Below are 25,991 nucleotides of genomic sequence, written 5' to 3' on the forward strand. Positions count from 1 at the left end.
CACCGGCAGGGCGGGCAGGCGAAGCGGGGCGGCGCCGCGCGGTGTGCGGCGGCGCGGTCGCGAGGTGCGTCAGGCGCGGGCGGAAGGCGGCCCGCGCGCGGCGAGCGCGTAGCGCTTCGGCGGGTGGCTGGCAGAGGGGATCAGCGGCGCGGGCGGCGCATGCCGCACGGCCGGGGAAGCGGGGAGCAACACCGCGGACTGCAGCGGCGGATGGCCGGCGAGCAGGCCGCAATAGCCGCAGCGATCGAAATGCTTGCCGGATGGAGAATCGGACAGCGAATCGGAAGACGCTTTCAGTTCCGCGTGCGCCACGAGCGTGTTGCCGGTTGCCGAGCAGATCGGCGCGGCCGGCAGGCCGTCATTGGCTGCGGCAGCGCGCAGTTGCGAGATCAGCGGCGCGACGAGCGCGAGTACGAGCGCGAACAGCCCGAGCCACGCGGTGGCCCGGGCTTGTCGCGTCGGCGCGCCGCGTATGCCGGCGCGCGATGAATCAGGCCGCTGCGCGGGCCGCACGGCCGAACAGCAGACGGTCGATCAACCAGACCGCGACGATCGTCGCACCCATCAGCGGGAACACGACGCCGAGCAGCACGAGCCCCGCGATCCAGCCGCGCATCGGCGGCGCGCCGCGCTCGCGCGACGGCGCGCCCAACTTGCGAGCCGGGCGGCGCTTCCACCACATCACGGTGCCCGTGACGGCCATCGCGGCCAGCCCGAGCGACAGCACCGCGCAGACGATCTGGTTCGCGAGCCCGAAATAGCGGCCCATGTGCAGCGACGTGCCGTACGACACGGCGCGCGACACCGCGCCGTAGTCGTCATAGCGGATGTCTTTCAGCACGGCCCCGCTGTACTGGTCGAGGTAGATCGTCCGCTCGGCTTTCGGGTCGTCCGGGAAGTACGACGCGGTGAACACGCCGTCCGCGCCGGACGGCAGCGCGAGCGTGTAGCCGCTCGTCACGCCGAGACCCGCGACGATCGCGATCGCGCGGGCCAGCGGCAGCGGTGCCGGTGTCGGCGCCGACGGCGAATGCGGGACGGGCACGTTGCCGACCGCCCACGGCGTTTGCGGCAACGGCAGGTCATCCATCACCATTCCCGGCATCGACTCGCCGGAGTCGTGGTGATGGCCGGACGGCGCACCTGCCTGGGCAGGTGCGGGTGCCGCGGCAGCACCCGGGCGCGTCGAGCGTACCGCTCCGCCGCCCCATGCGCCTTCCGGCGCACCGAGGTTCACGGTCGCGGCCAGCGCCTTGAAGTTCTTGCCCCACGAGCCCGACCACGGCAGCCCCGTCAGGATGAACGCGATCGTGCCGGCCGCGAGCCAGATGCCGGCGGTTGCGTGAATGTTCTTCCACAGCGGCCGGCCGCGCAGCGACAGGTCGGGGCGCAGCGCCTGCCCGACGCGCGTCGCGCCGCGCGGCCACCACAGCGCGATGCCGGTGCCGATCATCACGAAGGTCCAGCACGCGGCGAGCTCCATCAGCAACTCGCCCGTCTTGCCGAGCAGCAGCTTGCGATGCAGCATCCGGTCGATCTGCATGAAGCGGTTCTCGACGCTCAGCGTGCCGAGCACGCTGCCGTCGTACGGGTTCACGTACACGCTCTCGCGGCTGCCGTCGCGCAGCCGGAACACGTATTCGGCGCTGCGGTCCGGTGCGGTCGAGACCTGCACGGACACCGGCGTCGCGCTGGCCGGCATCGCGGTGCGCGCGCTCGCGAGCAGTGTGTCGGCATCGAGCCGCGGCGTGGCGCGCGGCTCGACGACGAGCCGGTGCGGATACAGCAGCGGCTCGATCTGCGGCTGGAAGCAATAGAGCGTGCCGGTGATCGCGAGGACCACCAGGAACGGCATGACGAACAGGCCGGCATAGAAGTGCCAGCGCCAGAGCGTCCGGTAGCCGGCGTGGGCGGATTGGGCGGGCGAGATCGCCCGTTCGACGGTGGTCGACATGGTGTCAGCTCCTCGGGTTCGTTGAGCGGCCGCGCCGGCACGGGCCGGCGGGCGTCAACGCGCGTCGCGCCCGCCGGCCGGCATCGACGAGACGGGCGGCGCGGCGCCATGCGCGGAAGCGGCGCATGACGGCGTCGCCCGCGCGAGGCGGGCAGGCGGGTGAACGCTTGAATCAGGTCGTGTGAGACGAACGGCATGCAGGCCCGCGCACGTCGACGTGCACGAGCCGCGGGGCGGAACCGTCAGCAGAACAGCGGAGGGGCGCGGGAGGGGGGGCGATCGTCGAAGATCGATCGCACGACGGGAATACGGTCGAAGTAAGCCCGGAAGCGCCGTGGCGCGGCGGCGGGAAACAGCAGCACCAGCAGCACGAACGACGCGAGCGCGGTGAACAGCGCGGCGCCGAATGCGCACAGGGTGTCGCCGCTGCCGGACGACGCCGTGTTGTCGGCATGCCCGTCATGCTTGAGCGCATCGGCGAGCGCGAGCGCGTCGTTGGCCGGTGTGATCGGCGCGCCGGCATCGAAACGGGCGGTCAGCGCGGCCACGTTGACGATCAGCGGGCCGCGGCCCGAACACAGCACCACCGAGCCCGCATCCGGACCGTCCGGATCGAGCATCACGGCGCCCGACATCAGCGCGCGGGACAGCAGCGTCACGAGGAGGAACCCCCACAGAAGCTGTCGCGCGACGCCTTGGCGGAGCAGGAAGCGGCGAAGTGCGTTCATGGCGCGCGATTGTACCTCCCTTTGCGGGGCGGGGCCGTCCGCCACGCTGATGCACGGCATCAGCCCGGCGCGCTGCCGGAAGCGGACGAAAGCACGCGGGTGGCTATTCGGCGCCGAACGATTCGCTGCCGGGCGGCAGGTTCGCCGGGCCATACGACCAGGTGCCGTCGGCGCGGGCGGTCAGCACGTTGCCCGAGCGCCGGTCGTACAGATGCCACTGTTCGTCGGCCGGATCGTCGCCGTACGGCCAGGTCGTCAGCTTGCCGCCGAGGTCGAAATCGAACGTCCACGAACCCGGCTGGGCACCGGGCGTGACCGACCGCAGGATCTGCCCGTCGAGCCGTTGCGCGGCGGCCGCGATGTCGCCGGATCGGGATTCGCTGTGCGCGAGCTCGTGGCCGTCGAGCGCGATCGACCAATGGCAGTAGCAAATCCACAGGTGCCCGTTGCCGGCCACCGTCACGTGCCGCGACGCGAGCCTGTCCCGTGCCGTCGCGGACAGGCCGGGCGAGCCGGCGAGCGGCTCCCGCACATGCAGCGCGGGTTGCCCGAATTCGAACGTGAGAAAGCTGCCCTGGCCTTTCGTCACGGACCAGGCAGGGGTTTCGCAGATGGCCGGCCAGATCCGGTCGAAATCGACAGCGTTCACGGCGTGCGTCTCACATCGGCGAAACCGGCTTCGGCCTCGGCCTCAGTCTCGGCGTCGTCGGCGCTGCCGTCAGCGTCGGCCAGCAGATCGGACAGGTCGGCCGGCGACACGCGCCGCAGCGTCCGCTCGACGTCGCGATCGTCGCGACGATCGTTCTGGCCGTGAGGCTTCTGCGCGTCGCGGCCGTCGTGTTTCACGAACGCGCCGAGTGCGCGGGCCAGTCGGGATCGCCGGTTCCTGGGAATCATGCGGCGAGGTCATCGGGCACGCGTGTGCCGCGAATCGGGGATGGGCCGCCGCGGCCGTGCGCGACGCCCGCGGCAGCCGATGCAGTGCGCCGGCTCAGGCCGGATACGCATCGTCGACTTTCAGGTTCGCGAGCCGGAACAGCGTGCGCAGCGTCTGCGGATGAATGTCGCGGTGCGCGGCGAGCGACGTCAGCATGAAGTCGAGCACCTTCGCGTAGCGGAGCAGCACGAGGCAGCGCGCGAGATCGGGCGTGCGGCCGCGCATGTCCTCGGCGAGCTGAACCATTTCGGTGGACAGCGAGCGTGCCATCTCGAGTTCCATCTGCTGTTTTTCGGTCCAGTCGGGCAACGGCTGTTCGAGCACCTTCGCGAGAAAGAGCTGGAACGACGTGTCGGACGAATTGGGCAGTGCATCCATGAAGGGCCTCGTTACTTGCTCGAATCGTTCGGGCGTGTCCGCTGGATGCGCCCGACGGTGGGTTCGTGTCCGCGCGGTGATCGGCGCGGCGGTTACCCGAACGGGATGCAGGTTTCGTACCAGCGGCGCGAGACGATTGTTGAGTATTGTTGAGCCGCGACGCGACGCGGGCCGCGAGTCCCGCCGGTACTGGGGGGCGGAGGGGACCGAGGAGGCGGTCTACCGGCGCGGCGCGATGCATATCGAGTCCGCGGAGCGGCTCGCCGACGCGAAATGCTTCACGGATGTAACGTAACGCCGGGATAAATTGCGTGGCGCGTTCCCCGGCCGTCTGACGAAACGGGCCGGCGCGCGCGGTGCCGCCTGCGCCTGTCAAGCGTGCGGCCCGGTGGAAGCGGCAGGACAGGATGTCCGCCATGCTCGGCGAAAGCCGCCGGCGAATGTGACGGGTGTTTCAAATCCGAGACGGATTTACGCGTGGCGATCCGGTTGCGTGCCCCGTCCAGCTGGCCCAGCGAATTGTCGGCCAATTGTCCATGGGCAGACGGCGCGCGTTTGCCAACAATGCCCCGATCATCCCTGCGAGGTTCGACATGAGCGTCCACGCCTTCTTCTCGGCCAACCTGCTGCTGGCCTACACGGCTTATTTCATCGGGACGGCCAGCCCCGGGCCGAGCAATCTCGCGATCATGTCGGTCGCCGCGAACCAGGGCCGCAAGGCGGCGCTCGCGTTCGCGCTCGGCGTCATTTCCGGGTCGATGTGCTGGGCGACGGTGGCGGCGCTCGGCGTGTCGGCCGCGCTGCTCGCGTGGTCGAAGCTGCTGGTCGCGATCAAGGTTTTCGGTGGGCTGTACCTGCTGTGGCTCGCGTTCAAGTCGGGGCGCACGGCGTGGTCCGGCAACGCGGCGGCGTCGACGAACGCTGCGGGCGAGCAACGGCTGTCGCGCTTCTATGTACGCGGCGCGATGCTGCACCTGACCAATCCGAAAGCGATCCTCGTGTGGGTGTCGATCGTCGCGCTGTCGTCGAACGGCGCGGGCGCGTCGCACGGCGCCGTCGTGCCGGGCTGCATCGTGATCGGGTGCCTGGTGTTCGGCGGCTATGCGCTCGTGTTCTCGATGGACGGTGCGCGCCGGCTGTACGTGCGCGGCCGGCGCGCGATGGAAGCGTGTCTTGCCGTCGTGTTCGGCGTGGCTGGGATCAGGCTGCTGGTGTCGAACGTGTAGAGTGGGCGACGGGTGTGATGCCGCTCAGGCGGACGTGCGCATCACCGGTGCCTCTGGAACATCCGAACGGGAGCGTTTAACGTGAGCCCATTTCGCACCCACGTCATGCGTCTGCTGGGCGCGGGATTGTTCGTTTCCGTTGCCATTACAGGTGTTGCGCGCGAGCCGGCGTTGCCCGAGATATCCGCGGCCAAGGGGCCCGTGCTGCGCGATTTTGCTGATATCCGCCTCGCAGTCCGGTCGATTGAATGCGACGGTCGAAATCAATGTGCGGTGCTGGCGCGCGGTGTCTATCAGGGCAAGACGGTGGGCGTCAAAGTCGTGTTCGGTGCGCGCGAAGGCGGGCGCAGCGGAATCGTCTATCAGTCGATTGGCGCCGAAAGCGACGCGTTGCTGGACGCGTTGGCGACGTTGTACGGACAGCCGCTGCCGTCGGCGAAATTTGCCGCACGCGCGTACGGCGATGTCGCCGTGCTGAGCGGAGACCTCCGCGAAGTCGACACCTACCCGATGCAGGCGAAAGTCTTTTTCTTCGCCGACGGCCCCGAATCGCGCTATGCCGAGCTCTATACGAACATCGACGTCACGCGCGGGGTACTCGAGATCCGGGAAAAGGACATGAGCTACCGGGCGAACGTACTGGCCGCGCTCGCGCGGTGAGCGGTCGATTCGTACCGGAGGCGGCGATCCAGCGCATCTCCCACGCTGGATCGCCGCGGCTTCAGAAAATAAAACCCGTATTGACGAACTTCGAGTAGTGATCCGACACGATCGAATCGAGCAGCTGCTTGCTGCTGTCGGTCTGCTTCGCCGCGACCATCGAGCGGATCGAGAACGCGCGCAGCGCGTCGCTCACCGACAGCGTGCCTTCCGCCGAATCCTTGCGGCCCGCGAACGGGAACACGTCCGGCCCGCGCTGGCACTGGCAGTTGATGTTCACGCGGCACACCTGGTTCACGAGCGGATCGACCAGCGCGCCGATCTGCGCCGGATCGGAACCGAAGATGCTGACCTGCTGGCCGTGATCCGACGTCGTCACGTAGTCGAGCGCGGTGTCCACGTCGTCGAACGTCGCCACCGGAATGATCGGCCCGAACTGTTCCTCGCGATACAGCTTCATTCCTTCCGACACCGGGTACACGACGGCCGGATAGAACAGCGTCTTGCTGAACTCGCCGCCCGAATGATTGACGACCTGCGCACCCTTGGCCTTCGCGTCGTCGATCGCGTCCGTCATGTAGGCCGTGCGATGCATGCCCGGCAGCGGCGTGATGCTGACGCCTTTCTCCCACGGCATGCCGATCTTCAGCTGTTCGAGCGCGGCGGTGAAGCGCTTCAGGAATTCGTCGACGATCGAGCGGTGCACGAGCAGCATCTTCAGCGCGGTGCAGCGCTGGCCGTTGAACGACAGCGCGCCGAGCAGGCATTCCTTGACGGTGAGATCGAGATCGGCGTCGGGCAGCACGATCGCCGCGTTCTTTGCGTCGAGGCCGAGGATCGCGCGCAGCCGGTGCGATTTCGGGTGCTGCTTCTTCAGGTGGTCGGCCACCTTGCTCGACCCGATCAGCGCGAGCACGTTGATCTTGCCCGACGCGAGCATGTGCGGCACGACCACCGCGCCCGGCGCATAGATCGTGTTGATCACGCCCTTCGGGAACGCGTCGCGGAACGCTTCGAGCAGCGGTTCGAACAGCAGCGTGCCGTACTGGGGCGGCTTGAACACCACGGTGTTGCCCATCAGCAGCGCGGGGATCAGCGTCGCGAACGTTTCGTTCAGCGGATAATTGTACGGGCCCATGCACAGCACGACGCCGAGCGGCGTGCGGCGGATCTGGCCGATCGTGCCTTCGGCGATCACGAAGCGCGAATTCGCGTTGTCGAGCTCCTTCAGCGCGTCGATCGTCTGCGTCATGTACGTGACGGTGCGGTCGAACTCCTTCTGCGAATCGGCGAGGCTCTTGCCGATCTCCCACATGATCAGGTTCACCACCAGCTCGCGCTGCGCGACCATCCGCTTGATGAAGTCCTGCATGCACGCGATGCGCTGCTCGACTTTCATCGTCGGCCACTCGCCGCGGCCGGCGTCGTACGCGCGCACCGCGGCGTCGAGCGCCGCGTCGCTTTCCGTTTCGCCCATCACCGGGTAGCTGCCGATCTCGACCTGCTCGACGCTGCCGTCCGCTTGCCGCACGCACACGGGCGACAGCACGGTCTTGGTCGCGCCGTCCCACGGCCGTAACGCGCCGTCGACGAGCGACACGCGCTGGTGAATCGGCGAGGCGAGCCGGTACTCGGCGGGGATGTCCTGAAAGGCGGGAAACAACTGCTGCAGGGAGGCGGAATCGGGCATGACGGTCTCGTTTGACGGGGTGTCCGGGAAGGACGGGCGATGCGAATCCTGAGCGGGGAGATCCTCGATCCTGAATCGGCATCATGACGCGTGGACGACGACACGTCACGCTTGGCCCTGGCCGATTCAACAATTGGAACCAGTTCCATTAAAAAGGAACGCCGGCACGAATGCAAGAATTGCCGAACCGTCACACATGCGTTGAAAGCATTTGGAAAGACTGTTTCCGAATCCTTGGTATAAGGCGCCAACAACACGCGCAAACGTTTCAAACGGGCCGGTTTCAGCGGATAATGGCCCGGCGCGGCGAAGAAAAAAATGAAGTGAGCCTGAGAGCATATGTAGTGAAGAACGAAAGAAGGTCCGCCGCGCTGCCGATGCGAGGTCGGCTGCCCGGAGCGCCGGGTCGGGGTTGCCCGGTCCGGCGCGCACCGGACTTCGAACATGCGCCGTCCGCTTCGACGGATGCTTCGTGATTCTCTCCAGTCCTTTCGTCGTCGTCTCCCGAATCCCGCCTATTGAGTGGCCCGTCATCGCCCGATGCGGCCAAAGAGTTTCTTTCGTTTTTATTACGATCGAGTCGCTTAAACGCAAGAAATAGAAAGGCATTCGTCAGGAATGCAGAGCGCCATGCGCCTGCACGTTGCGGGCAGGCGACACGTTAAAAATTAATTAAAAACACGAATCATTCTCGTTTAATATTTCGCTCCGTTACGAGCCGTGACGGAGCGTCATGGCCTCTTTCGTGCCGGTCCTGCCGGCCGGCTGCCACCCGCGCCGGCGGTTCACGGCCCGTCGGCGCGACGAGGCGATCCCTGCGCGCCGCTGCTTGTTCACGGAAAGTCTGTCGCCAGCCCGATTCACGGCGTTGGCCGGATGCGTTTCCGTTCGCCGTTTTCCCTCAGCCTCTACTTCAACGATGAAACTCAACAAGAGCGCCTGCCATGCGCTGCTGATCGCCACGTCGCTGGCCGGCGCACGCACCTCCTTCGCACAGGCGAGCGACGCCGCGGCGACCTTGCCCGCGATCTCGGTCAAGGCGACCGCCGAGCATGCGTCGTACGACGGCGGCCGCTCGCGTGCCGCCACCAAGACCGACATGTCGCTGATGGACGTACCGCAGACGGTGAACGTCGTGCCGCACGCGGTGATCGAGGACCAGAACGCGACGTCGATGCAGGATGCGCTGCGCAACGTGCCGGGCGTCGGCTTCTCGGTCGGCGACGGCCAGCGCGACCAGATCACGATCCGCGGCTTCAACAGCATCACCGACCAGTACGTCGACGGCATCCGCGACGATGCGCTCTACTATCGCGACCTGTCGAACGTCGATCACGTCGAAGTGCTGAAGGGGCCGGCGGCCGTGCTGTACGGCCGCGGCTCGGCGGGCGGCATCGTGAATCGCGTGTTGAAGCGGCCGGACGCGAACCCGGTGCGCGACGTGGGCGTGACGCTCGGCACGCGCGGCGAGCGGCGCGGCGAATTCGACCTCGGCTGGAATGCGAACGACGCGGCGCGTTTCCGCATCACCGGCGCGGCCGAAAACTCGAACAGCTTCCGCGACCAGTTCCAGCTCAACCGCCAGGCGATCGCGCCGTCCGCGCAGTTCAAGCTCGACAGCAACACGGTGCTGAACGTCGAATTCGACTACCTGCACGACCGCCGCACGTCCGACCAGGGGCTGCCCGCGTATCTCGGCCGGCCGGTCGACGTGCCGATCAACACGTTCTACGGCTCGGCCGACGCGGCGAACAGTTCGTACAACGACGTCTCCGCGAAGAGCGCGACGGTGTCGCTCGATCATCGCTTCAACGATTCGCTGTCGTTCCATGGCGCGATCCGCGCGTACGACTTCTCGCTCGAACGCAAGAACTATGTCACGTACGAGCCGATCAAGACGGCCGCGCACCCGGTCGTCACGCTCGACCAGTCGACGCGGCAGCGCACCGACCACGGCATCGACGGCCTGTTCGAACTCACGCAGAAGACGTCGCTGTTCGGCATGCGTCACGAGCTGCTGTACGGGCTCGAACTGTCGCAGCAGCAGAAGTTCGACACGATCTACAGCGTGTCGAAGGTCGCGACCTACGATCTGTTCAATCCGCAGCAGGTGGTGCTGCCCGGCGTGCCGACCGGCGCACGGGCGAAGACGAACGCATCGACCGTCGTCGGGCTCGCGGGCGTCTATGCGCAGGACCTGATTTCGCTCACCGACCACTGGAAAGTGCTCGCGGGGCTGCGCTTCGACTACCTGAACCAGATCCGTCACGACTACACGTCGTCGAACGTCAACCTCGATCGCACCGATCACGCGTGGAGCCCGCGCGTCGGCCTGATCTACGAACCGCTCGACTGGCTGACGCTGTACGGCTCGTTCAGCCAGTCGTTCTCGCCGCTGGCCGATACGCTGATCAGCTCGGGCGCATTCTCGAACGGCGCCGCGCTCGCGCCGCAGAAGACCACCGCGTATGAAGTCGGCTCGCGCTTCGACCTCGGCGGCAAGGCGACGGCCAGCGTCGCGCTGTTCGACATGCGCCAGACCAACCAGCAGATCGGCGACCCGGCGAATCCCGGCTATGCGCTGCCGATCGGCACGCAGCACGTGCACGGGATGGAGCTGGGCTTCACCGGCGAGATCGCGCCGAAGTGGTCGGTGTATGCGGGCTACGCGTACCTGAACGGGACGGTCGACGGTTCCGCGCAATCGACGGCGGCCGGTGTCGCGGTGTCGAGCAACACGCCGGGGCTGATGCCGCGCCACAGCGCGAACCTGTGGGTGAAGCGCGAGCTGCCGTACGGCTTCTACGCGGCGGCCGGCATGCAGTTCCAGTCGGCGCGCTACACGTCGGCGAGCGATCTCGTCACGCTGCCGTCGTTCACCGTGTTCAACCTGGGCGCCGGCTATCGCAGCAAGAAGGTCGACGTGACGCTCACGCTCGACAACCTGTTCAATCGCCGCTACTTCATCGCCGCGCACGGCAATGCGGATCTGTACAACATGCCCGGCGACCCGCGCACGCTGACCGCCACGGTGAAGTGGCACATGTAATGCACGTGAGGCATGCGCCGGGTGACAATGCGGGGCTTCGTCACGATGACCCGCCCCTCACTGCCGATGATCCGCCAATCGATTGATGTGTCGAACCTGACCGGCCGCGCCCGCGTGCTGTGCGCCGTGTTGTGGCTGGCTTGCGGCGCGGCCGCGGCGCACGCGCAGACGATCCCGGCCGACGCCGAACCCGAATGCCATTCGGTGTACGTCGGCCGTGCGATCACGCTGTCGGGCCGTTACGCGGTGGATTACGGCGACGAAGAGAGCGGGGAGGACGTGTGGTTCGAGGAGGACGACGCATCGGCGCGGCGCCTGCCGGACCGTTCGCAACGCGCGGGGGTGATCCGGTTCACGAACCAGCGCGATGCTCGGCGCAGTCTGCGGCTGCCGGCGGCGCAACCCGAAGGCGTGTGCCGCTTCGACGGGCGTGCGACGCTCGTGATTCGCGATCTGGAAACCGTGTGCCCGGGGCTGGAGGAGCCCGATCATGCGCGGCTGGTGAGGGTAGTGACGGCCAGCCCGCCGACGCGACATGCGTGCGAGGCCGCCGCGCCATAAGGCGGGCGCGACCGCGCCGTTACTCGACGTCCTCGTCGTCCTCCAGATCGTCGCCATCCGCATCGGGATCCGGCGATGCATACGCGCTCGCCTGCTCGAGCAGCCAACCGCGAAACAGCTCCAGCGGCTTGCTGTGGCTGAGCTCCGTCGGATACACGAGGTAGTACGCGGAATCGCCGACCGTCGCCGCATCGCACGGCACCACCAGCCCGAGCTGCTGCAGCTGTTCCTCGACGAAGAATTTCGGCACGAGCGCGATGCCGAGCCCGGCCGCGGCCGCGCTGATCAGCATCGTGTGCAGCTCGTAGCGCACGCCCTGCATCGTGCGGATGTCCTCGACGCCGTGCGTCTCGAACCACTGCGCCCACGCGCCGGGGCGCGTCGTCGAGTGCAGCAGCGGGTAGGCGAGCAGGTCCTCGACGCTGTGCACAGGCCCGTCGAGCAGCGCCGGCGAGCAGATCGGCACGACTTCCTCGCCGAACAGGTAGTCGGACGACGTGCCGGGCCAGGTCGGCTTGCCGTAGTGGATCGCGGCCTCGAAGTGGGTGTCCTCGAACGAGAACAGGTCGGTGCGGCTGCCCATGTTCACGCGCACGTCGGGCGTGCGGTCGTAGAAGCTCTTGATGCGCGGGATCAGCCAGTGCGACGCGAAGGTCGGCAGCACCGCCAGCTCCAGGTAGCCGCCGCCGCTGCCGTGCGCGATGATCGACAGCGTGTCGCGGTCGAGCGCTTCCAGCGCGCGGCGCACCTGCGTGCCGTACAGCTTGCCGGCGCGCGTCAGCACGACGCGCTGCTTCACGCGGGCGAACAGCCGCACGCCGAGGCTCGCTTCCAGCGTCGCGATCTGGCGCGATACCGCGCTTTCGGTCAGGAACAGCTCCTTGGCCGCGTGCGTGAAGCTTTCGTGGCGCGCGGCGGCTTCGAAAGCCACGAGCGCGCCCATGTTGGGGATCTTGAATTTACGCATGATGTTCGATTCGTCTGACGAACGCACCTGCCCGGTGCGGGCCGGCGGGCGAAGCCGGGAGCGGCTGATAATTCCAAAAACTCATCACATATCAATTTAATCTCGCTTTACGCCCGGCTGCAACCCTTTGAATAATGCTCTCCACGCAAGGTCAGGCGCCCGCGGGGCGGCCGGCCGACGAGTTGCCGGCACGTTTGCCGGCGGTCCCCCGAGACGAGAATCCTGATGCGCAATCCGAATATCGAGAGCTTGCTGACGAAGCTGCTGGGACAGGCGAAGACCGACGCCCTGTTCTCGACCCTGAACATGCCGGCCATCCTCGAAGAATGGGAAGACGGCGTCGTGACGCGCGCGGAAATCGCGCAGGCGATGAACATGGCGCTGTTCGAAGGGCTGCTCGAACGGTCGGCGAACGGCCGCGCGTACACGGCCGAAGCGGTCGAAAGCGGCGGCTCGGTCTATTTCGACCACGGCGCGTTGCGCACGGTGCGCTGGCCGCACACCGGCGCGCTGCCGCCGGGCGAGGCCGCGTTCACGCGCATCCTGCGTCCGCTCGGCTTTCGCCTGAACGGCCGTTACCCGCTCGACAAGCTCGGCATGACCGGCCGCGCATATGCGCATGAAGACGCACCGGACGAAATCGCGCAGTTTTTCGTCAGCGAACTGCACCCGGAGCGTTTCTCGAAGGAATTCCAGCAGGCCGTGACGAACGTCGTGAGCACGTCGCGCGATCCGCTGTCGCCGGCGGCCGTCGCGCTGCTGTGGGAAGTCGAGCGCGAAGGCTGGCTGCCGCTGGAGGCCGCGCACGCGCTGCTGCCGGAGATCGTCGGCGCGTTCTCGCGCCAGCACGACCTGCCGAACGAACTCGACTACGAAACGCTGCTGCTCGAATCCGCGGAAATGGCGTGGATCGCGACCGAAGGCAACGCGTTCAACCACGCGACCGACCGCGTCGCCGACGTGTTCAAGCTGTCCGACGACGAGAAGGCGAAGGGCCGGCCGATGAAGCCGGAAGTCGAGCGCTCGCGCTCGGGCCGCGTGTTCCAGACCGCGTATCGCGCGGATACCGTCGAGCGCGAATTCCGCACGCGCGACGGCGGCACGGTGAAGCGCAACGTGCCGGGTTCGTTCTACGAGTTCATCACGCGCAAGCGCACGTTCGACCAGGCGGCGCGCCGCTGGGTGACCGACCTGCGTTTCGATGCCGGTAACGCGCAGGGCATCTTCAAGATGACGGCGAACGCGGCGAAGTAACGAAAGGAAAGCGCGGGGGCTGCGCCGGCCGAGACCGATTGGCCGGCGCACGCACGAACCGCGGCATGAAGCGCCCTGCGAATGCAGGGCGTTTGTCATTTCGGGGGAGGGGCGTCATGGACGCCACGGCCGGACGCGCGGGATCAAGCGCCCGAGAAAATCTCATCGAGCCGTGTCATATCCGCCGGTATGGGACGACAAACGTCTCGCCAGTCGAACCATCATTCATCGGCCGATTCGTCGTAGCACGTGTCACGGAGACGCCTTTCGATCATCGGGTGGATGGATTGGACGAGGCCTTGAGGTCAGCTGGCAGTTCATGACACACGCTCAGGAAACCCGTGCATGCGACACGGGCGCTTCCCGACGTCCTTTCTTGACAGGAGAACCCGGATGAACCCGATTCGCAAGCTCATGCTGTGTGGCGCCCTTCCATTCCTGCTCGTCGCGGGCGCGGCACAGGCAGACGGTGGCGGCATTGGTCGCAGCGGCACCTACATGTCGCATACCAGCGACTGGACCATGATGATGATGGACAAGCTCACGCCCGAGCAGCGTACTCAGGCCATCGGCATCCAGCAGAAGATGATGGCGATGGAAATGCAGCACAACGAAGCGATGGCGAAGCTGCAAATGCAGCATGACAAGGACATGACGGCCTTGCAGAGCCAGTTGCTCGAACTCTACAAGGGGCACTAAGTGTCGCGAGCCCGGTGTCGAACACCGGGCTCATCCGTCATGGCGTCGAACCTGTCATTGTGAAGTTTTTTGACCGGGCGCTTCGCCGGCGCGCTCGATGACCTGTCACGTTGCGCGATTGAACAGGCGAATCACGAGCAAGAGGATCACCGCACCGATGAGGGCGATGACGATCGAGCCGAGAATCCCGCTGAAGCCGATCCCGAGCACGCCGGCGAGCCAGCCGCCGATCACCGCGCCCAGAATCCCGACGACGATGTCGATGAGCAGGCCGAAGCCGCCGCCCTTGACGAGCACGCCCGCCAGCCACCCGGCGATGGCGCCGATGACCAGCCATATGATCAAGCCATGCATATCCATGAACGATTTTTCCTCTGGATTGGCGAAATTATTGTAAATCCGGCGGTCACGCCTTCAGCTGCGGCCTCCGGCGCGCGGCGCAACGCCGGCGGTTCCGGCGAACGTCCGCCGGCCCCGTCGAAGCGTTTATTGCGACGCGGCCGTTGCCGCGCTTGCCGCCTTCGCTTTCTTTGCCGCGTGGTGGTGGCCGATCGCGCAACCCGCGGCCGCGCCCACTGCCCCGTGGTGCCCCGCGACATGGCCGGCGACGCCGCCCACGGCCGCGCCCTTCAGGCACCCTGCCGCAAATCCCGGGATCGAAGCGGTCATCAAGGCGATGCAGGCGACCGAGATCGAAAGAAATTTCATTGTTTATCTCCCTGAAAAACGAGTTGTTTTGATCGACTCTGATCGAGCCGGCACGCTCAGAAGACGTGCGTGATCAGAAAGAACAGCACCAGCAGCCCGACCGGCACGCCGAGCAGCCAGGCGATCAGGTATTTGCCCATGTCGTTGTCCTGGTGGCCGCGGCGCCGTGGGCGCCGCGGCGGTTGCATTGAAGCGCGATGGAAACGCTATCGCGTTACAGCTCGCGGTCGAATTCCTTCAGCTGCTTTTCGGCTTCATCGCGAGCGATGCCGTAACGCTCCTGGATCTTGCCGGCCAGATACTCGCGATTGCCGTCGGCCACCTTCAGGTCGTCGTCGGTCAGCTTGCCCCACTTGGCCTTCAGCTTGCCCGAGAGTTGCTTCCACTGACCCTTGATCTTGTCCTCGTTCATCATGTGCTCCTTGTCATGCAGGGATAAAAGGCGCGGCGGCATGCCGCGCCGGGAGGTCAGGCCTTCGCCTTCAGGCCGGATGCGTCGACGTGCTTCACGCCCTTGATCGCGCGTGTCACGGCGATAGCCTTCTTCACGGCGACCTTGGTCGGCAGCACGCCGGTGAGCGTGACGACACCGTCGACCGTCTTCACGCTGATGTCAGTGCTCTTCACGCCGTCCGTGGTCGCGAGTTCTCCCTTCACCTTGGTGGTGATCCACGTGTCGGTGACGGGCTGGTTCGATTCGGCCGTCATGCCGCTGTCGGTGGACGAGGCTTGCGCCTGCGCATTCGTGAGCGGTGCGGCGCACAGCAGGAAAGCCGCGCTGGCGGCGAGCAGCGTCGAAAGGTGCGAGGTCTTGTTCATTGATGTTCTCCTTCGATTGGCGTGGTGAATGGATTGACTGCCGAGCACGGCGCGTGCCCGGATCAACCGGCGATCGGCGTGTCGTAGCCGGGCTCGCGCGGCGGCATGTCCGGGCGCGGCACGTCGGGCGGCAGCGGCACCGGCGGATCGGTGCCGGGCGGCGGTTCGGGCGGATTGTCCGGGGCCGGTTCGGGCCGCGTCGGATCGGGTGTCTGATGCAGCTTCATCGTGCTTCTCCTCTGCGGATCGGAAGGCAGCGCATGAGCGCCGATGCAGTACCAGCGTACCGATGCAAACGGGCGTGGACATCGCGCAAATTCACCTGATCGGCTAGTGCGTTTGCACGGGGTGTCGGGAAGGGGGCGGGGTGCGCCTGTCGGCCGGGGCGTGCGGAAAGCAGGTGCAGCGGGTGCTTCGGGGATCGGCGGGACACCGCACGGTGGGGCAGGCCGTGCGCATGTACTATGACGAATAGTGCATTCGCGACTATCGTGCACCGGTGCGGCACGCGATCATCGCCACACGCGCCGGCCGGCGCGTGTCGACGTGGCGGCAGCCGGGCCGGCAGTCATGCTGACGACAGGGACAACCATTCGATGAACGAACAGGTAAACGAACAGGCGCTGAAGTCGCATACCGATCGGCGCCAGCTGCACCAGATCATCGCGGGGCTCACCGAGGGCGTGATCCTGATCGAGCCCGACCAGCGGATCGTCTGGGCGAACGAGGCTGCGCTCGCGATGCACGGCGTGACCGAGCTGAGGGCGCTCGGCGCGACCGTCACCGATTACCGCGAGCGTTTCCGGCTGCGTTACCGGAACAACCATCCGGTGCGCGACGGCCACTATCCGATGGATCGCGTGATCGCGGGCGAGGAGTTCAGCGATGTGACGGTCGAAGTGGAATCGGCCGCCGACGAAACCGTGAGCTGGGTTCACCGCATTCGCAGCCTCGTGCTGACGAACGCGGCCGGCGAGCCCGATTGCCTCGCGCTCGTGCTGCACGACGCGACCGAATGGGCGAGCGCCGAGGAACGCTTCGAGCGCACCTTCAACGCGAACCCTGCGCCGGCCGTGATCTGCCGGCTCGACGACCTGCGCTACGTGAAGGTCAACCAGGGCTTTCTCGACCTGACCGGCCACGCGCGCGACGACGTGCTCGGCCGCTCGGTGTACGAGATCGACGTGCTCGACCAGGCCGAGCGGCGCGACCTCGCGATCGAGCGGCTCGGCGAAGGCGCGACGATCCCGCAGATGGAGGCCGTGCTGAAGCGCGCGGACGGCGGCACGAAAGCCGTGGTGGTCGCCGGGCAGCCGATCGACATGAACGACGAGGCGTGCATGCTGTTCACGTTCATGGATCTCGAGCCGCGCAAGCAGGCCGAGCGCGCGCTGCGGCAGAGCGAGGAACGCTTCGCCACGGCGTTCCGGATGGCGCCGGTCGCCACCGCGATCGTCACCGCCGACCGCTTCGAACTGCTCGACGTGAACGACGCGTTCGCCGCGATGACGGGCCACACGCAGGACGACCTGCTCGGCAAGTCCGCGGACGAGATCGGGCTATGGGCCGAGCGCGGCGCGTGGCAGCGCATCGAGGGCCAGCTCGCGCGCGACGGCAGCGTGCGCAACGCCGACGTGCAGATCCACACGCGCGAAGGCGACGTGCGCGATTGCGTCGTGTCGGCCGATCCCGTCGCGATTCACGGGCGCGATTGCCTGCTTGTCGCGCTGCTCGACATCAGCGACCGCAAGCGCACGGAGATGGAGCTCGTCTACGCGATCGAAACGGCGATGCAGGATGCATCGTGGTTCAGCCGCACGCTGATCGAGAAGCTCGCGAACGTGCGGCGTGCGAATGCGCCGGATGCGGGCGCCCAGCTGTCGGACCTGACCGCCCGCGAGCGCGACGTGTTCGACCTGCTGTGCCATGGTCTCGCCGACAAGGAGATCGCCGGCCGCCTCGGGCTCGCGCCGAACACCGTGCGCAACCATGTCGCGACGATCTACGCGAAGCTCGACGTGCACAGCCGCGCCGAGGCGATCGTGTGGGCGCGCGAACGCGGGATCGTCGGCGCGGCCGATGCGAACGGCACGCGTGGCGAGAAGGGCGGCGCGAAGGACAAGGACTGACGCCGGCGGTACGAATGCACCAGGCGCGCTGGTGCATCCGCATCTGCCGCGCGCGGCCTGCGCTTGCGATCCTGTCCACTCGGCGGTGCGACGCAGGCCGTCACGCCGCCGGCTCTCCCCCCACCATCGCAGGAGACGACCATGGACAGGAATCGTATCGAAGGCAAGCTCAAGCAGGTCAGGGGTTCGGTCAAGGAAGCGCTCGGCAAGGTCACGGGCGACCGCGAGACGGAAGCGGAAGGCGTCGCTGAACAAGAGGCCGGCAAGATGCAGGAGCAGGCCGGCGAGGCGGCCGATGCGGTGCGCCAGGAGACGGATACCGATCGGCACTGACCGATGACGCGGCGCCGCGGGCGTCGCGATGGCCGGCCGGGCCGTCATCGCAACGATGATGCGCCGCCGGCATGACCGCGTCCGGCCGTGATGCCCGGGCGCCGGCGCGGCATTCCACCGTAGCGATTTACCCGCGGCCCACCGTTGCGTGGGCCGCGGGCCGCCCGCGTACGCGGAACTTGATGACAAATCCTCACAACATAGTTCCGATATTTCGTTTGCTGCACGGGTATTGGCTATCCACAATCCATTCACCTCTTTCGCGATGAAAGGCTCTTCGGAGACGGAGCCGCGGCGATCGACCATCCGGCAAGGGCGTTGCATGACGCCCCGCAGGCGGACGACATGACCGGCACGCAGGAGGTTGCCGACGCGCGGCGATTCGCGCGTTGCATCCCGGCCCCCAGAACAAGGATTGTCATGACGTTCCGCATTCGTTCGCTTTCCGGCGTCGCATTGACCGCCGCGATTCTCGCGCTCCAGACCGGCGCGGTTCACGCGCAGGAGACGGTCGTCAAGGTCGGCGTGGCCGGCCCGCTGACGGGCGGCGGCGCCGCCTACGGCAAGGACATCGAGAACGGCGTGCGCATGGCCGTCGACGAAGCGAATGCCGCGCATACGACGGTGGGCGGCAAGCCCGTGAAGTTCGTCGTCGCGTCGCAGGACGACCAGAGCGATCCGCGCACCGGCGTGCAGGCCGCGCAGCAGCTCGCCGACGCGCAGGTGGCCGTCGTGATCGGCCACTTCAATTCGGGCACGACGCTGCCCGCATCGAAGATCTACGCGAAGGCCGGCATTCCGATGATCACGCCGTCGGCGACCAATCCCGACATCACGCGCGCCGGTCTCGGCACCGTGTACCGCGTGATCGCGACCGACACGCAGAACGCCGGCAATGCAGGCGCGTATGCGGCGAGCGTGACCAAGGCGAAGCGCATCGCGATCATCGACGATCGCACCGCATTCGGCCAGGGCGAAGCCGACGAATTCGAGAAGGCCGTGAAGGCGAACGGCGGCACGATCGTCGCGCGCGAATTCACGAACGACAAGGCGGTGGACTTCAGCGCTCAGCTCACGAAGATCAAGAGCACCAACGCCGATCTCGTGTTCTTCGGCGGCCTCGACGCACAGGCCGCGATGCTCGTGAAGCGCATGCGCCAGCTCGGCATCCGCGCGCAGTTCCTCGCGGGCGGCGGCGTGATGAACGCGAACTTCATCAAGCTGGCCGGCAATGCGGCGGAAGGCGCGTCCGTGTGGGAATACGGGCAGCCGCTGGCGCGCCTCGCGAAAGGCAAGGAATTCGAAACGAAATTCAAGCAGAAGTACGGCATCGACATGCTCGCGTACGCGCCGTTCGCGTACGACGCGACGTGGATCGCGATCAACGCGATGCAGAAGGCGAACTCGACGAAGCCGGCCGATTTCAACGGCGCGCTGAAGGGCACGCGCTACGACGGCATCACGGGCACGATCGCGTTCACGAACACGGGCGACCTGAAGAACCCGAGCTCGACGCTGTATGAGGTGAAGAACGCCGCGTGGCAGCCCGTCACGACGAAATCGGCGGATTGAACGCCACCCGCGCGCGGACTTTCGCGGCGCTGCCGGACGTGCTGAAATGCCATCAGCGATCGATGACGATCGCGGCGCACGCCGGTGTGGCAGCCGCACGAGTCTGCCCGCGCGACGCCGCGCGTGACGCGGCACGAACAACCCACGGGCGGGGCCGGCTGGCCGCGCCCCATCTGTGCAACTGGAGTCAGTCGTGAGTTCTCAAGTCGTCATCGTCGGCGGTGGTGTGATCGGCAGCTCGATCGCCTATTTCCTGCGCGCCACCGATCCCACGGTTTCCGTGACCGTGATCGAGCGCGACCCCACCTATGCGCGCTCGTCGTCGGCGTTGTCGGCCGCGTCGATTCGCCAGCAGTTCTCGACGCCGCTGTCGATCGAGATGTCGCTGTTCGGCATCGACTTCCTGCGCACGATCGGCGAGCGCCTCGAAGTGGACGGCCACCAGCCGTCGATCGACCTGCACGAAGGCGGCTACCTGTTCCTCGCGACGCCGGCGGGCGACGCGACGCTGCGCGAGAACCATGCGCTGCAGACGAGCCTCGGCGCGGACATCCGGCTGATGGATCGCGATGCGCTGCGCGCGAAGTTTCCGTGGCTGAACGTCGACGATCTCGTGTCGGGTGCGTATGGCGTGAGCGGCGAAGGCTGGTTCGACGGCTATGGGCTCGTGCAGGCGCTGCGCAAGAAGGCGCAGGCGCTCGGTGCGCGCTATGTGCCGTCCGACGTGAAGGACGTGGTGCGCGACGGCCGCAAGGTGACGCACGTGGTCACGGCCGACGGCGAACGCTATGCGTGCGACACGCTCGTGAACGCGGCCGGCGCGTGGACGCGCACGCTGTCGTCGATGATGGGCATCGACATCCCCGTGTATGCGCGGCGCCGCAGCATCTTCAACGTGTCGTCGCCGGCGAAGCTCACGGATTGCCCGCTGCTGATCGACCCGACCGGCGTGTATTTCCGGCCGGAAGGGCGCACGTATATCTGCGGGACGTCGCCGAGCCCGGATCGCGACCCGGACGACCTGCCGCTCGACGAAGTCGACCACGACCTGTTCGACGAGGTGATCTGGCCGACCCTCGCGAACCGCGTGCCGGCGTTCGAGGCGCTGCGCGTGGAGAACTGCTGGTCGGGGTACTACGAGTACAACGTGTTCGACCACAACGCGATCATCGGATATCACCCGGACCTCGACAACGTCGTGTTCGCGAACGGCTACAGCGGCCACGGGCTGCAGCAGGGGCCGGCGACCGGGCGCGGCGTCAGTGAACTCATTCTGGGCGGGCGTTACGACACGCTCGACCTGTCGACGCTTGGCTGGGCGCGCGTGCTGGAGAACCGGCCCATCGTCGAAAAGAACGTCGTGTAGCGCGGCGTGACCCGCCCGGTGTGGTGGGCGGGATTCTCCTTGTGTCTCACCTCATTGGCCCGACCGTGTCGGGCCTTTTTTGTTGCGCGTGCAATGACATGGCGCGGGTCAGCCGACGCCGTAGACCGCGTCGCGCAGATCGAGCGTGTACTGGCCGTTCATCCCCTCGTAGAGCGTGTTCGACAACGACACGACGGTGAGCCCTCGTGCGCGGTCGACGAACCACGAATGACCGTAGACGCCGCCCCACCGCCACGTGCCCGGCGACTCCGGCGACAGCGCCGCGCGCGGGTCGCACAACACGGAAAACCCGATCCCGTAGCCCGCGCCGGGCAGGTCGGGCAACGCGAGGTTGCCGGTGTGGATGCGGCCCATCTCGTCGACCAGCTCGGCCGGCAGAATGGCGCCGCCGCCCGCCCGCAGCGTGTCCAGTACGTTCAGCACGTCACCGGCGGTGCCGACCATCCCGCCGCCGCCCGATGCGAACGCATCCTTGTCGAGCGCGCGCGACGGCGAGAACGTCACGCCGACGGAGCCTTCGTAGATGGGGACGGCCTCGTTCTCGGCGAGCCGGTGCGGCTGCGGCGTGTCGTTGACGTAAGGCGTCGCGAGCCGTGCGGCATCGCGTGCGACGAATCCCGTGTCGCGGGTGCCGAGCGGGCGGAGCACCAGCGCATCGACCGCATCGGCGAGCGGCTGTCCGGTGACGGCCTCGATCACCGCGCCGACCACGTCGATGGAGAGCGAATAGTTCCAGCCGGTGCCGGGCGCGTACTGCAACGGCACGCTCGCGATCCTGCGCAGGTTCTCGGCGAGCGTGATCGATGCGCCATCGAGCCCGTCGGAGACGCCCGCGCGTGCATACGGGCCCGCCGCGTCGGCTTCCGCGTAGCGATAGCCGAGGCCGGCCGAATGCGTGAGCAGGTGGCGCACCTTGATGACCGGCACGCTGCCGTCACGCAGCGCCGGGCGGAACTCGGGCAGCCACTTCGTGACGTCGTCGTCGAGCGACAGCTGGTGCCGGGCAACGAGCGCCATGGCGGCCGCCGAGACGATCGGCTTCGTGACCGACGCGAGCCTGAACAGCGTGTCCTCCTGCATCGGCGTGCGTGCTTCGCGGTCGGCGAACCCGGCTGCGCGGCGATAGACGAGCTCGCCGTCGCATGCGACCAGGACGACCACGCCGACGAGGCGTTGCGTGTCGAGTTGACGGGACAGTACCGCATCGACGCGCTCGGCGAGCGCGGGATCGGCCGACGGCTGCTGTGATGATGCTCGGTTGGGGGTCATCGAAGACTCTGTCGTGAAGGGGGAGCCGACATGGTAGGCGGCATGCGCCGGACGTGCCATTTACCCGTACATGGAACAGGGCTTGGCGGGCGTCGTGCGCTGCAACGATGCGCGTGGACGGCCACGGGGCGGGCGCTTCAGCCGGGGGGCGGCGGCTCCGTTGCAGCGCGGCGCGTCGGCCGGCGGCGGCGCTCCGTCACGCCTGCGGCGGACAGCCGACAAAATAGGCCCCAAGCGGCGCTCGGCCTTCGTTAGAATCTGCTTTCGTCGAGAAAATAACGCAATTGCATGGGTGCAGCGCGGTATCGCATCACGGACACTGCTCGCCCAGATTCCATCGTTCATCTTTCACCGGAGGCGAGCATGCCAGGATTACTTCCCGATGTTGACCGCGAGGGGCTCCTCGAATATTCGGTGGTGTACACCGATCGCTCGGTCAACCATATGTCGGAGCGCTTTCAGGGTGTCATGCGCGACATCTCCGGCACGCTGAAGAAGGTCTACCACGCGAAGTCCGTCGTGATCGTCCCCGGCAGCGGGACGTTCGGCATGGAAGCCGTCGCGCGGCAGTTCGCCACCAACAAGAAGTGCCTCGTCATCCGCAACGGCTGGTTCAGCTTCCGCTGGTCGCAGATTTTCGACATGGGCAGCATTCCGTCCGAAACGACGGTGCTGAAGGCGCGTCCGGTCGAAGCGGGACGGCAGGCCGCCTATGCGCCGGCGCCGATCGACGAAGTGGTCGCCGCGATCAACGAACACAAGCCGGATCTGGTGTTTGCGCCGCACGTCGAAACCGCATCCGGGATGATGTTGCCCGACGGGTATCTGCGCGCGGTGGCCGACGCCGTGCATGCGGTCGGCGGCATGTTCGTGCTCGATTGCATCGCGTCCGGCACGGTGTGGGTCGACATGCAGGCGAGCGGCGTCGATATCCTGATCAGCGCGCCGCAGAAGGGCTGGAGCGCGTCGCCGTGCTGCGCGATGGTAATGCTCGGCGAACTGGCCCGCGAACGCATCGATGGCACGACCAGCACCAGCTTCGCATGCGATCTGCGCAAGTGGCTGCAGATCATGGAAGCGTATGAAGGTGGCGGGTTCGCGTACCACGCGACGATGCCGACGGACAGCCTCACGACGCTGCGCGACGTGATGAAGGAAACCGAGGCGTACGGCTTCGACAAGGTGAAAGCGGAGCAGCTCGAGCTGGGCAAGCGGATTCGTGCGCTGCTGGCCGAGAAGGGTTTCCGGAGCGTGGCGGCGCAAGGGTTCGAGGCGCCGGGTGTCGTGGTCAGTTATACGGACGACGACGGGATTCGAACCGGGAAGAAGTTTGCCGACGTCGGGTTGCAGATCGCGGCCGGCGTGCCGCTGATGTGCGACGAGCCGGAGGATTTCAAAACCTTCCGGCTGGGGTTGTTCGGGCTCGACAAGCTGCATGACGTCGAGGGGGCGGTTGGGCGGTTTGCGGATGCGCTGGAGCGGATTCTTTAAGGCGCTTCTCGGATTGGGCGAGGCAGTGGGTGATGGGTGTGCGCGCCTTTGGTCTACTGCCTCGCTGGATGGAGGGTCATGGTCTTGTCCGATCCGCACGTTCGGGTTCGTGGTTCGATGGGCTCATGCGCAGCGAGGCCGGTCCATCTGCCTGTACGGCTAACCTGAAGGGTTCGCATGGCATATGTCGTTCGACAGGAAGTCCCGTCGGTATCCGACTACATCGGCATTCGTCTTGCCGCAGGGTTGAGCAGAAAGTCGGAACAGGCTGCGACGATCGGGCTGAAGAATGGCCTTTTCAGCGTCGTGGCGTATTGCGACAGCGATCCGGTCGGAATTGGCCGCGTCATCGGCGACGGCGGCTGTTTCTTCGAGATCGTCGATATCGCGGTGTCGCCCGCTCACCAGAAGAAGGGCGTGGGCGACCTGATCATGCGGGCACTCATGGGCTACGTTCACGAGCACGCGCCGCCGACCGCCTACGTCAGCCTGATGGCGGATCACGGGACACCGAAGTTCTACGAGCGTTACGGTTTTCAACCGTCGGTGCTGCCTGAGAAGGCGGGGATGTTCCTGCGGATCACGTAACGTTGAGGCATCGTTTTTCCTGTCGCGGTGCGCCCGCGCTAATTCACGCATTCCGGCACCACTGGGTCGTTGCTGCCGGTGTAGACGAATCCGTCGGAGATCCATTGATCTGAATGCGCGTCAAACCCCGTCCTTCAGGGCGGGGAAGGATAGCGCGGACGCCGTAGGCTTCCGGCGGCTAGTGGGCGCTTTCTGTTGGTCGATATATTTGCGAATGATTTCGACAGGCGCGCCGCCACAACTTCCGGCGAAGTAAGACAGAGGCCACAGCGCGTCGCCTCACAACTTTTTACGAATGCTCGAGTAGTACTTGAAAGACGTAATCGCGACCACGTCGAATGGCTTGACTCGCTCTTGTGGGCCAGTCATACAATCGTCCGATGCGACGACTCCAGGCCTTCAAGTTCGAACTGATGCCGAACGGCGAGCAGCAGCGCGATATGCGCCGCTTCGCCGGATCGTGCCGGTTCGTCTACAACAAGGCACTGGCGTTGCAGAAGGAGAATTATGAGGCGGGCGGCAAGTTCATTGGCTACGTAGCAATGGCCAAGCATCTGACGGAGTGGCGTAACGGAGGCGAAACGCCATGGCTCAAGGACGCCCCCGTTCACCCGTTGCAACAGGCTCTCAAGGACATGGAGCGGGCCTACAAGAACTTCTTTGCCAAGCGAGCGGCGTTTCCGAAGTTCAAGAAGCGCGGCCAGCGCGACAGTTTTCGCTACCCGGACCCCAAGCAATTCAAGCTCGACCAGCCCAATGGGCGCATTTTCCTGCCCAAGCTGGGCTGGATGCGGCTGCGGCTGTCACGTCCCGTGCTGGGCGAACTGCGCAACGCAACGGTCAGCTTCAACGCGGGCAAGTGGCGTGTCTCGATCCAGACCGAGAGGGAGGTCGAGCAGCCGGTGCCCCATGCCACCAGCGTGGTCGGCATCGATATGGGCATTGCCCGCTTCGCTACGATGAGCGACGGCACGTTTCTCACACCGCTCAACAGTTTCAAGAAACATGAGGCTTGTCTGCGCCGATGCCAACGTGCGATGAGCCGCAAGGTCAAGTTCAGCAATAACTGGAAAAAAGCCAGGACCAGAGTCCAGCGCATCCATGCGCGCATCGCCAATGCTCGCCGCGACTACCTGCACAAGGCCACGACCACGATCAGCAAAAACCACGCGATGGTGTGTATCGAGGACTTGCAGGTTCGGAATATGTCCAGGTCGGCGGCAGGCAGCATCGATGCGCATGGCAAAAATGTTCGGGCCAAGTCCGGTCTGAATAAGGCCATCCTCGACCAAGGGTGGTTCGAGTTCAGGCGGCAGTTGGAATACAAGCTGGCCTGGAATGGCGGCTGGCTGGTGGCGGTGCCGCCCGCGAATACAAGCCGTACGTGCCCAACTTGTGGATATGTGAGTGCGGAAAACCGGACCACGCAGGAAAAATTCGCCTGTGTCGAATGCCGTTACGCGGAGAACGCCGATGTCGTCGGTGCTCTGAACATTCTGGCGCGGGGACACCGCGTTGCAGCCTGTGGAGAGACGGTGCAGTCGGGCCGCTCAATGAAGCAGGAACCCGCCGAGGCGATCTGAGATTGGCAT

The 25,991-nt window shown here is 66.3% G+C and carries 29 protein-coding genes and 1 pseudogene; 14 read left to right on the forward strand and 16 right to left on the reverse strand.

Annotated features, from left to right (window positions below; all coding sequences use genetic code 11):
- Positions 1 to 69: 69 nt before the first annotated feature.
- The 6 genes from CFB41_RS19405 to CFB41_RS19430 form a co-directional block, all read right to left on the reverse strand.
- Complete coding sequence (locus CFB41_RS19405; RefSeq protein WP_256941088.1) at positions 70 to 513, reverse strand: DUF2946 domain-containing protein; 444 nt, start codon at positions 511 to 513, stop codon at positions 70 to 72.
- Positions 491 to 1,954 (reverse strand): PepSY domain-containing protein, encoded by a 1,464-nt coding sequence (locus tag CFB41_RS19410; protein WP_089457560.1) that lies wholly within the window; start codon positions 1,952 to 1,954, stop codon positions 491 to 493. Before CFB41_RS19410 ends, CFB41_RS19405 begins: the two co-directional genes overlap by 23 nt.
- Positions 1,955 to 2,196: 242 nt before the next feature.
- A complete protein-coding gene (locus CFB41_RS19415) occupies positions 2,197 to 2,682 on the reverse strand; it encodes a DUF2946 family protein (protein WP_089457561.1) in 486 nt (161 codons plus the stop codon).
- Between the two features lie 103 nt (positions 2,683 to 2,785).
- Positions 2,786 to 3,331 carry a hypothetical protein gene (locus tag CFB41_RS19420; RefSeq protein WP_089457562.1) on the reverse strand — a complete coding sequence of 182 codons (546 nt, stop codon included), beginning with the start codon at positions 3,329 to 3,331 and terminating at the stop codon, positions 2,786 to 2,788.
- A complete protein-coding gene (locus CFB41_RS19425) occupies positions 3,328 to 3,579 on the reverse strand; it encodes a hypothetical protein (RefSeq protein ID WP_089457563.1) in 252 nt (83 codons plus the stop codon). Before CFB41_RS19425 ends, CFB41_RS19420 begins: the two co-directional genes overlap by 4 nt.
- A 94-nt stretch (positions 3,580 to 3,673) precedes the next feature.
- Positions 3,674 to 3,997 (reverse strand): DNA-binding protein, encoded by a 324-nt coding sequence (locus CFB41_RS19430; protein WP_089443328.1) that lies wholly within the window; start codon positions 3,995 to 3,997, stop codon positions 3,674 to 3,676.
- Between the two features lie 593 nt (positions 3,998 to 4,590).
- Between CFB41_RS19430 and CFB41_RS19435 the strand changes: the two genes are divergently transcribed.
- A complete protein-coding gene (locus tag CFB41_RS19435; protein WP_089443327.1) occupies positions 4,591 to 5,223 on the forward strand; it encodes a LysE family translocator in 633 nt (210 codons plus the stop codon).
- 81 nt (positions 5,224 to 5,304) lie between these two features.
- On the forward strand, positions 5,305 to 5,883 hold the full coding sequence (locus tag CFB41_RS19440) for a hypothetical protein (RefSeq protein WP_144029954.1): 579 nt from the start codon (positions 5,305 to 5,307) through the stop codon (positions 5,881 to 5,883).
- Between the two features lie 61 nt (positions 5,884 to 5,944).
- Here the strand turns inward: CFB41_RS19440 and CFB41_RS19445 are convergent, their stop codons facing one another.
- Positions 5,945 to 7,573, reverse strand: coding sequence for an NADP-dependent glyceraldehyde-3-phosphate dehydrogenase (locus tag CFB41_RS19445; protein ID WP_089457565.1), 1,629 nt, complete (start codon positions 7,571 to 7,573; stop codon positions 5,945 to 5,947).
- A gap of 919 nt (positions 7,574 to 8,492) precedes the next feature.
- Between CFB41_RS19445 and CFB41_RS19450 the strand changes: the two genes are divergently transcribed.
- Entirely contained in the window at positions 8,493 to 10,622 is a 2,130-nt protein-coding gene (locus tag CFB41_RS19450; protein ID WP_089457566.1) for a TonB-dependent siderophore receptor, read from the forward strand.
- Positions 10,623 to 10,667: 45 nt separating this feature from the next.
- On the forward strand, positions 10,668 to 11,183 hold the full coding sequence (locus CFB41_RS19455; protein WP_256941089.1) for a hypothetical protein: 516 nt from the start codon (positions 10,668 to 10,670) through the stop codon (positions 11,181 to 11,183).
- 19 nt (positions 11,184 to 11,202) lie between these two features.
- Here the strand turns inward: CFB41_RS19455 and CFB41_RS19460 are convergent, their stop codons facing one another.
- Positions 11,203 to 12,150 carry a LysR family transcriptional regulator gene (locus CFB41_RS19460; protein ID WP_089458925.1) on the reverse strand — a complete coding sequence of 316 codons (948 nt, stop codon included), beginning with the start codon at positions 12,148 to 12,150 and terminating at the stop codon, positions 11,203 to 11,205.
- Positions 12,151 to 12,375: 225 nt separating this feature from the next.
- Here CFB41_RS19460 and CFB41_RS19465 point away from each other — a divergent pair, with 225 nt between their 5' ends.
- Positions 12,376 to 13,404 carry a DUF1338 domain-containing protein gene (locus CFB41_RS19465; RefSeq protein ID WP_089443320.1) on the forward strand — a complete coding sequence of 343 codons (1,029 nt, stop codon included), beginning with the start codon at positions 12,376 to 12,378 and terminating at the stop codon, positions 13,402 to 13,404.
- Positions 13,405 to 13,797: 393 nt separating this feature from the next.
- Positions 13,798 to 14,103 carry a hypothetical protein gene (locus CFB41_RS19470; protein WP_089457567.1) on the forward strand — a complete coding sequence of 102 codons (306 nt, stop codon included), beginning with the start codon at positions 13,798 to 13,800 and terminating at the stop codon, positions 14,101 to 14,103.
- A gap of 105 nt (positions 14,104 to 14,208) precedes the next feature.
- On the opposite strand, the gene CFB41_RS19475 is transcribed toward CFB41_RS19470, so the two are convergent.
- From CFB41_RS19475 to CFB41_RS38225, 6 genes are all read right to left on the reverse strand, one after another.
- A complete protein-coding gene (locus tag CFB41_RS19475) occupies positions 14,209 to 14,463 on the reverse strand; it encodes a GlsB/YeaQ/YmgE family stress response membrane protein (RefSeq protein ID WP_089457568.1) in 255 nt (84 codons plus the stop codon).
- 126 nt (positions 14,464 to 14,589) lie between these two features.
- Positions 14,590 to 14,811, reverse strand: a complete 222-nt coding sequence (locus tag CFB41_RS19480) for a hypothetical protein (RefSeq protein WP_089443317.1) — start codon at positions 14,809 to 14,811, stop codon at positions 14,590 to 14,592.
- A 56-nt stretch (positions 14,812 to 14,867) separates the two neighbouring features.
- Positions 14,868 to 14,999: a hypothetical protein gene (locus CFB41_RS38700; RefSeq protein ID WP_256941090.1), complete on the reverse strand. Its 132-nt coding sequence runs from the start codon at positions 14,997 to 14,999 to the stop codon at positions 14,868 to 14,870.
- A 26-nt stretch (positions 15,000 to 15,025) separates the two neighbouring features.
- Positions 15,026 to 15,223, reverse strand: coding sequence for a CsbD family protein (locus CFB41_RS19485; protein ID WP_009694074.1), 198 nt, complete (start codon positions 15,221 to 15,223; stop codon positions 15,026 to 15,028).
- 56 nt (positions 15,224 to 15,279) lie between these two features.
- Positions 15,280 to 15,630 carry a BON domain-containing protein gene (locus CFB41_RS19490; RefSeq protein WP_089443316.1) on the reverse strand — a complete coding sequence of 117 codons (351 nt, stop codon included), beginning with the start codon at positions 15,628 to 15,630 and terminating at the stop codon, positions 15,280 to 15,282.
- Positions 15,631 to 15,692: 62 nt separating this feature from the next.
- Positions 15,693 to 15,857 carry a hypothetical protein gene (locus tag CFB41_RS38225; RefSeq protein ID WP_179243696.1) on the reverse strand — a complete coding sequence of 55 codons (165 nt, stop codon included), beginning with the start codon at positions 15,855 to 15,857 and terminating at the stop codon, positions 15,693 to 15,695.
- A 369-nt stretch (positions 15,858 to 16,226) separates the two neighbouring features.
- On the opposite strand from CFB41_RS38225, the gene CFB41_RS19495 reads away from it, so the two are divergent.
- The 5 genes from CFB41_RS19495 (at position 16,227) to CFB41_RS19510 (ending at position 21,030) form a co-directional block, all read left to right on the forward strand.
- Positions 16,227 to 17,759 carry a helix-turn-helix transcriptional regulator gene (locus tag CFB41_RS19495; protein ID WP_089457569.1) on the forward strand — a complete coding sequence of 511 codons (1,533 nt, stop codon included), beginning with the start codon at positions 16,227 to 16,229 and terminating at the stop codon, positions 17,757 to 17,759.
- A gap of 141 nt (positions 17,760 to 17,900) precedes the next feature.
- A complete protein-coding gene (locus tag CFB41_RS19500) occupies positions 17,901 to 18,092 on the forward strand; it encodes a CsbD family protein (RefSeq protein WP_089457570.1) in 192 nt (63 codons plus the stop codon).
- Positions 18,093 to 18,512: 420 nt separating this feature from the next.
- On the forward strand, positions 18,513 to 19,664 hold the full coding sequence (locus CFB41_RS19505; protein WP_089457571.1) for a branched-chain amino acid ABC transporter substrate-binding protein: 1,152 nt from the start codon (positions 18,513 to 18,515) through the stop codon (positions 19,662 to 19,664).
- A complete protein-coding gene (locus CFB41_RS37610) occupies positions 19,661 to 19,861 on the forward strand; it encodes a hypothetical protein (protein WP_256941091.1) in 201 nt (66 codons plus the stop codon). The genes CFB41_RS19505 and CFB41_RS37610 overlap by 4 nt, the downstream gene beginning before the upstream one ends.
- The gene (locus CFB41_RS19510; RefSeq protein ID WP_089457572.1) at positions 19,858 to 21,030 is read left to right on the forward strand and encodes an FAD-binding oxidoreductase; all 1,173 of its coding nucleotides are present in this window, start codon (positions 19,858 to 19,860) and stop codon (positions 21,028 to 21,030) included. Before CFB41_RS37610 ends, CFB41_RS19510 begins: the two co-directional genes overlap by 4 nt.
- Before the next feature lie 108 nt (positions 21,031 to 21,138).
- Here CFB41_RS19510 and CFB41_RS19515 read toward each other — a convergent pair whose 3' ends face one another.
- Positions 21,139 to 22,320 (reverse strand): serine hydrolase, encoded by a 1,182-nt coding sequence (locus tag CFB41_RS19515; RefSeq protein WP_089457573.1) that lies wholly within the window; start codon positions 22,318 to 22,320, stop codon positions 21,139 to 21,141.
- Between the two features lie 363 nt (positions 22,321 to 22,683).
- On the opposite strand from CFB41_RS19515, the gene CFB41_RS19520 reads away from it, so the two are divergent.
- Complete coding sequence (locus tag CFB41_RS19520) at positions 22,684 to 23,811, forward strand: aminotransferase class V-fold PLP-dependent enzyme (protein ID WP_089457574.1); 1,128 nt, start codon at positions 22,684 to 22,686, stop codon at positions 23,809 to 23,811.
- Between the two features lie 177 nt (positions 23,812 to 23,988).
- Positions 23,989 to 24,399 carry a GNAT family N-acetyltransferase gene (locus CFB41_RS19525; RefSeq protein WP_089457575.1) on the forward strand — a complete coding sequence of 137 codons (411 nt, stop codon included), beginning with the start codon at positions 23,989 to 23,991 and terminating at the stop codon, positions 24,397 to 24,399.
- A gap of 183 nt (positions 24,400 to 24,582) precedes the next feature.
- Here the strand turns inward: CFB41_RS19525 and CFB41_RS38965 are convergent.
- Positions 24,583 to 24,678 (reverse strand): annotated as a pseudogene (locus CFB41_RS38965) (transposase); the annotation flags it as partial.
- 101 nt (positions 24,679 to 24,779) lie between these two features.
- Here CFB41_RS38965 and CFB41_RS19530 point away from each other — a divergent pair.
- The gene (locus CFB41_RS19530; RefSeq protein WP_089457576.1) at positions 24,780 to 25,982 is read left to right on the forward strand and encodes an RNA-guided endonuclease TnpB family protein; all 1,203 of its coding nucleotides are present in this window, start codon (positions 24,780 to 24,782) and stop codon (positions 25,980 to 25,982) included.
- Positions 25,983 to 25,991: the final 9 nt, after the last annotated feature.

This window comes from Burkholderia sp. AU33803 (assembly GCF_002223095.1).
Classification (GTDB): Bacteria; Pseudomonadota; Gammaproteobacteria; order Burkholderiales; family Burkholderiaceae; genus Burkholderia.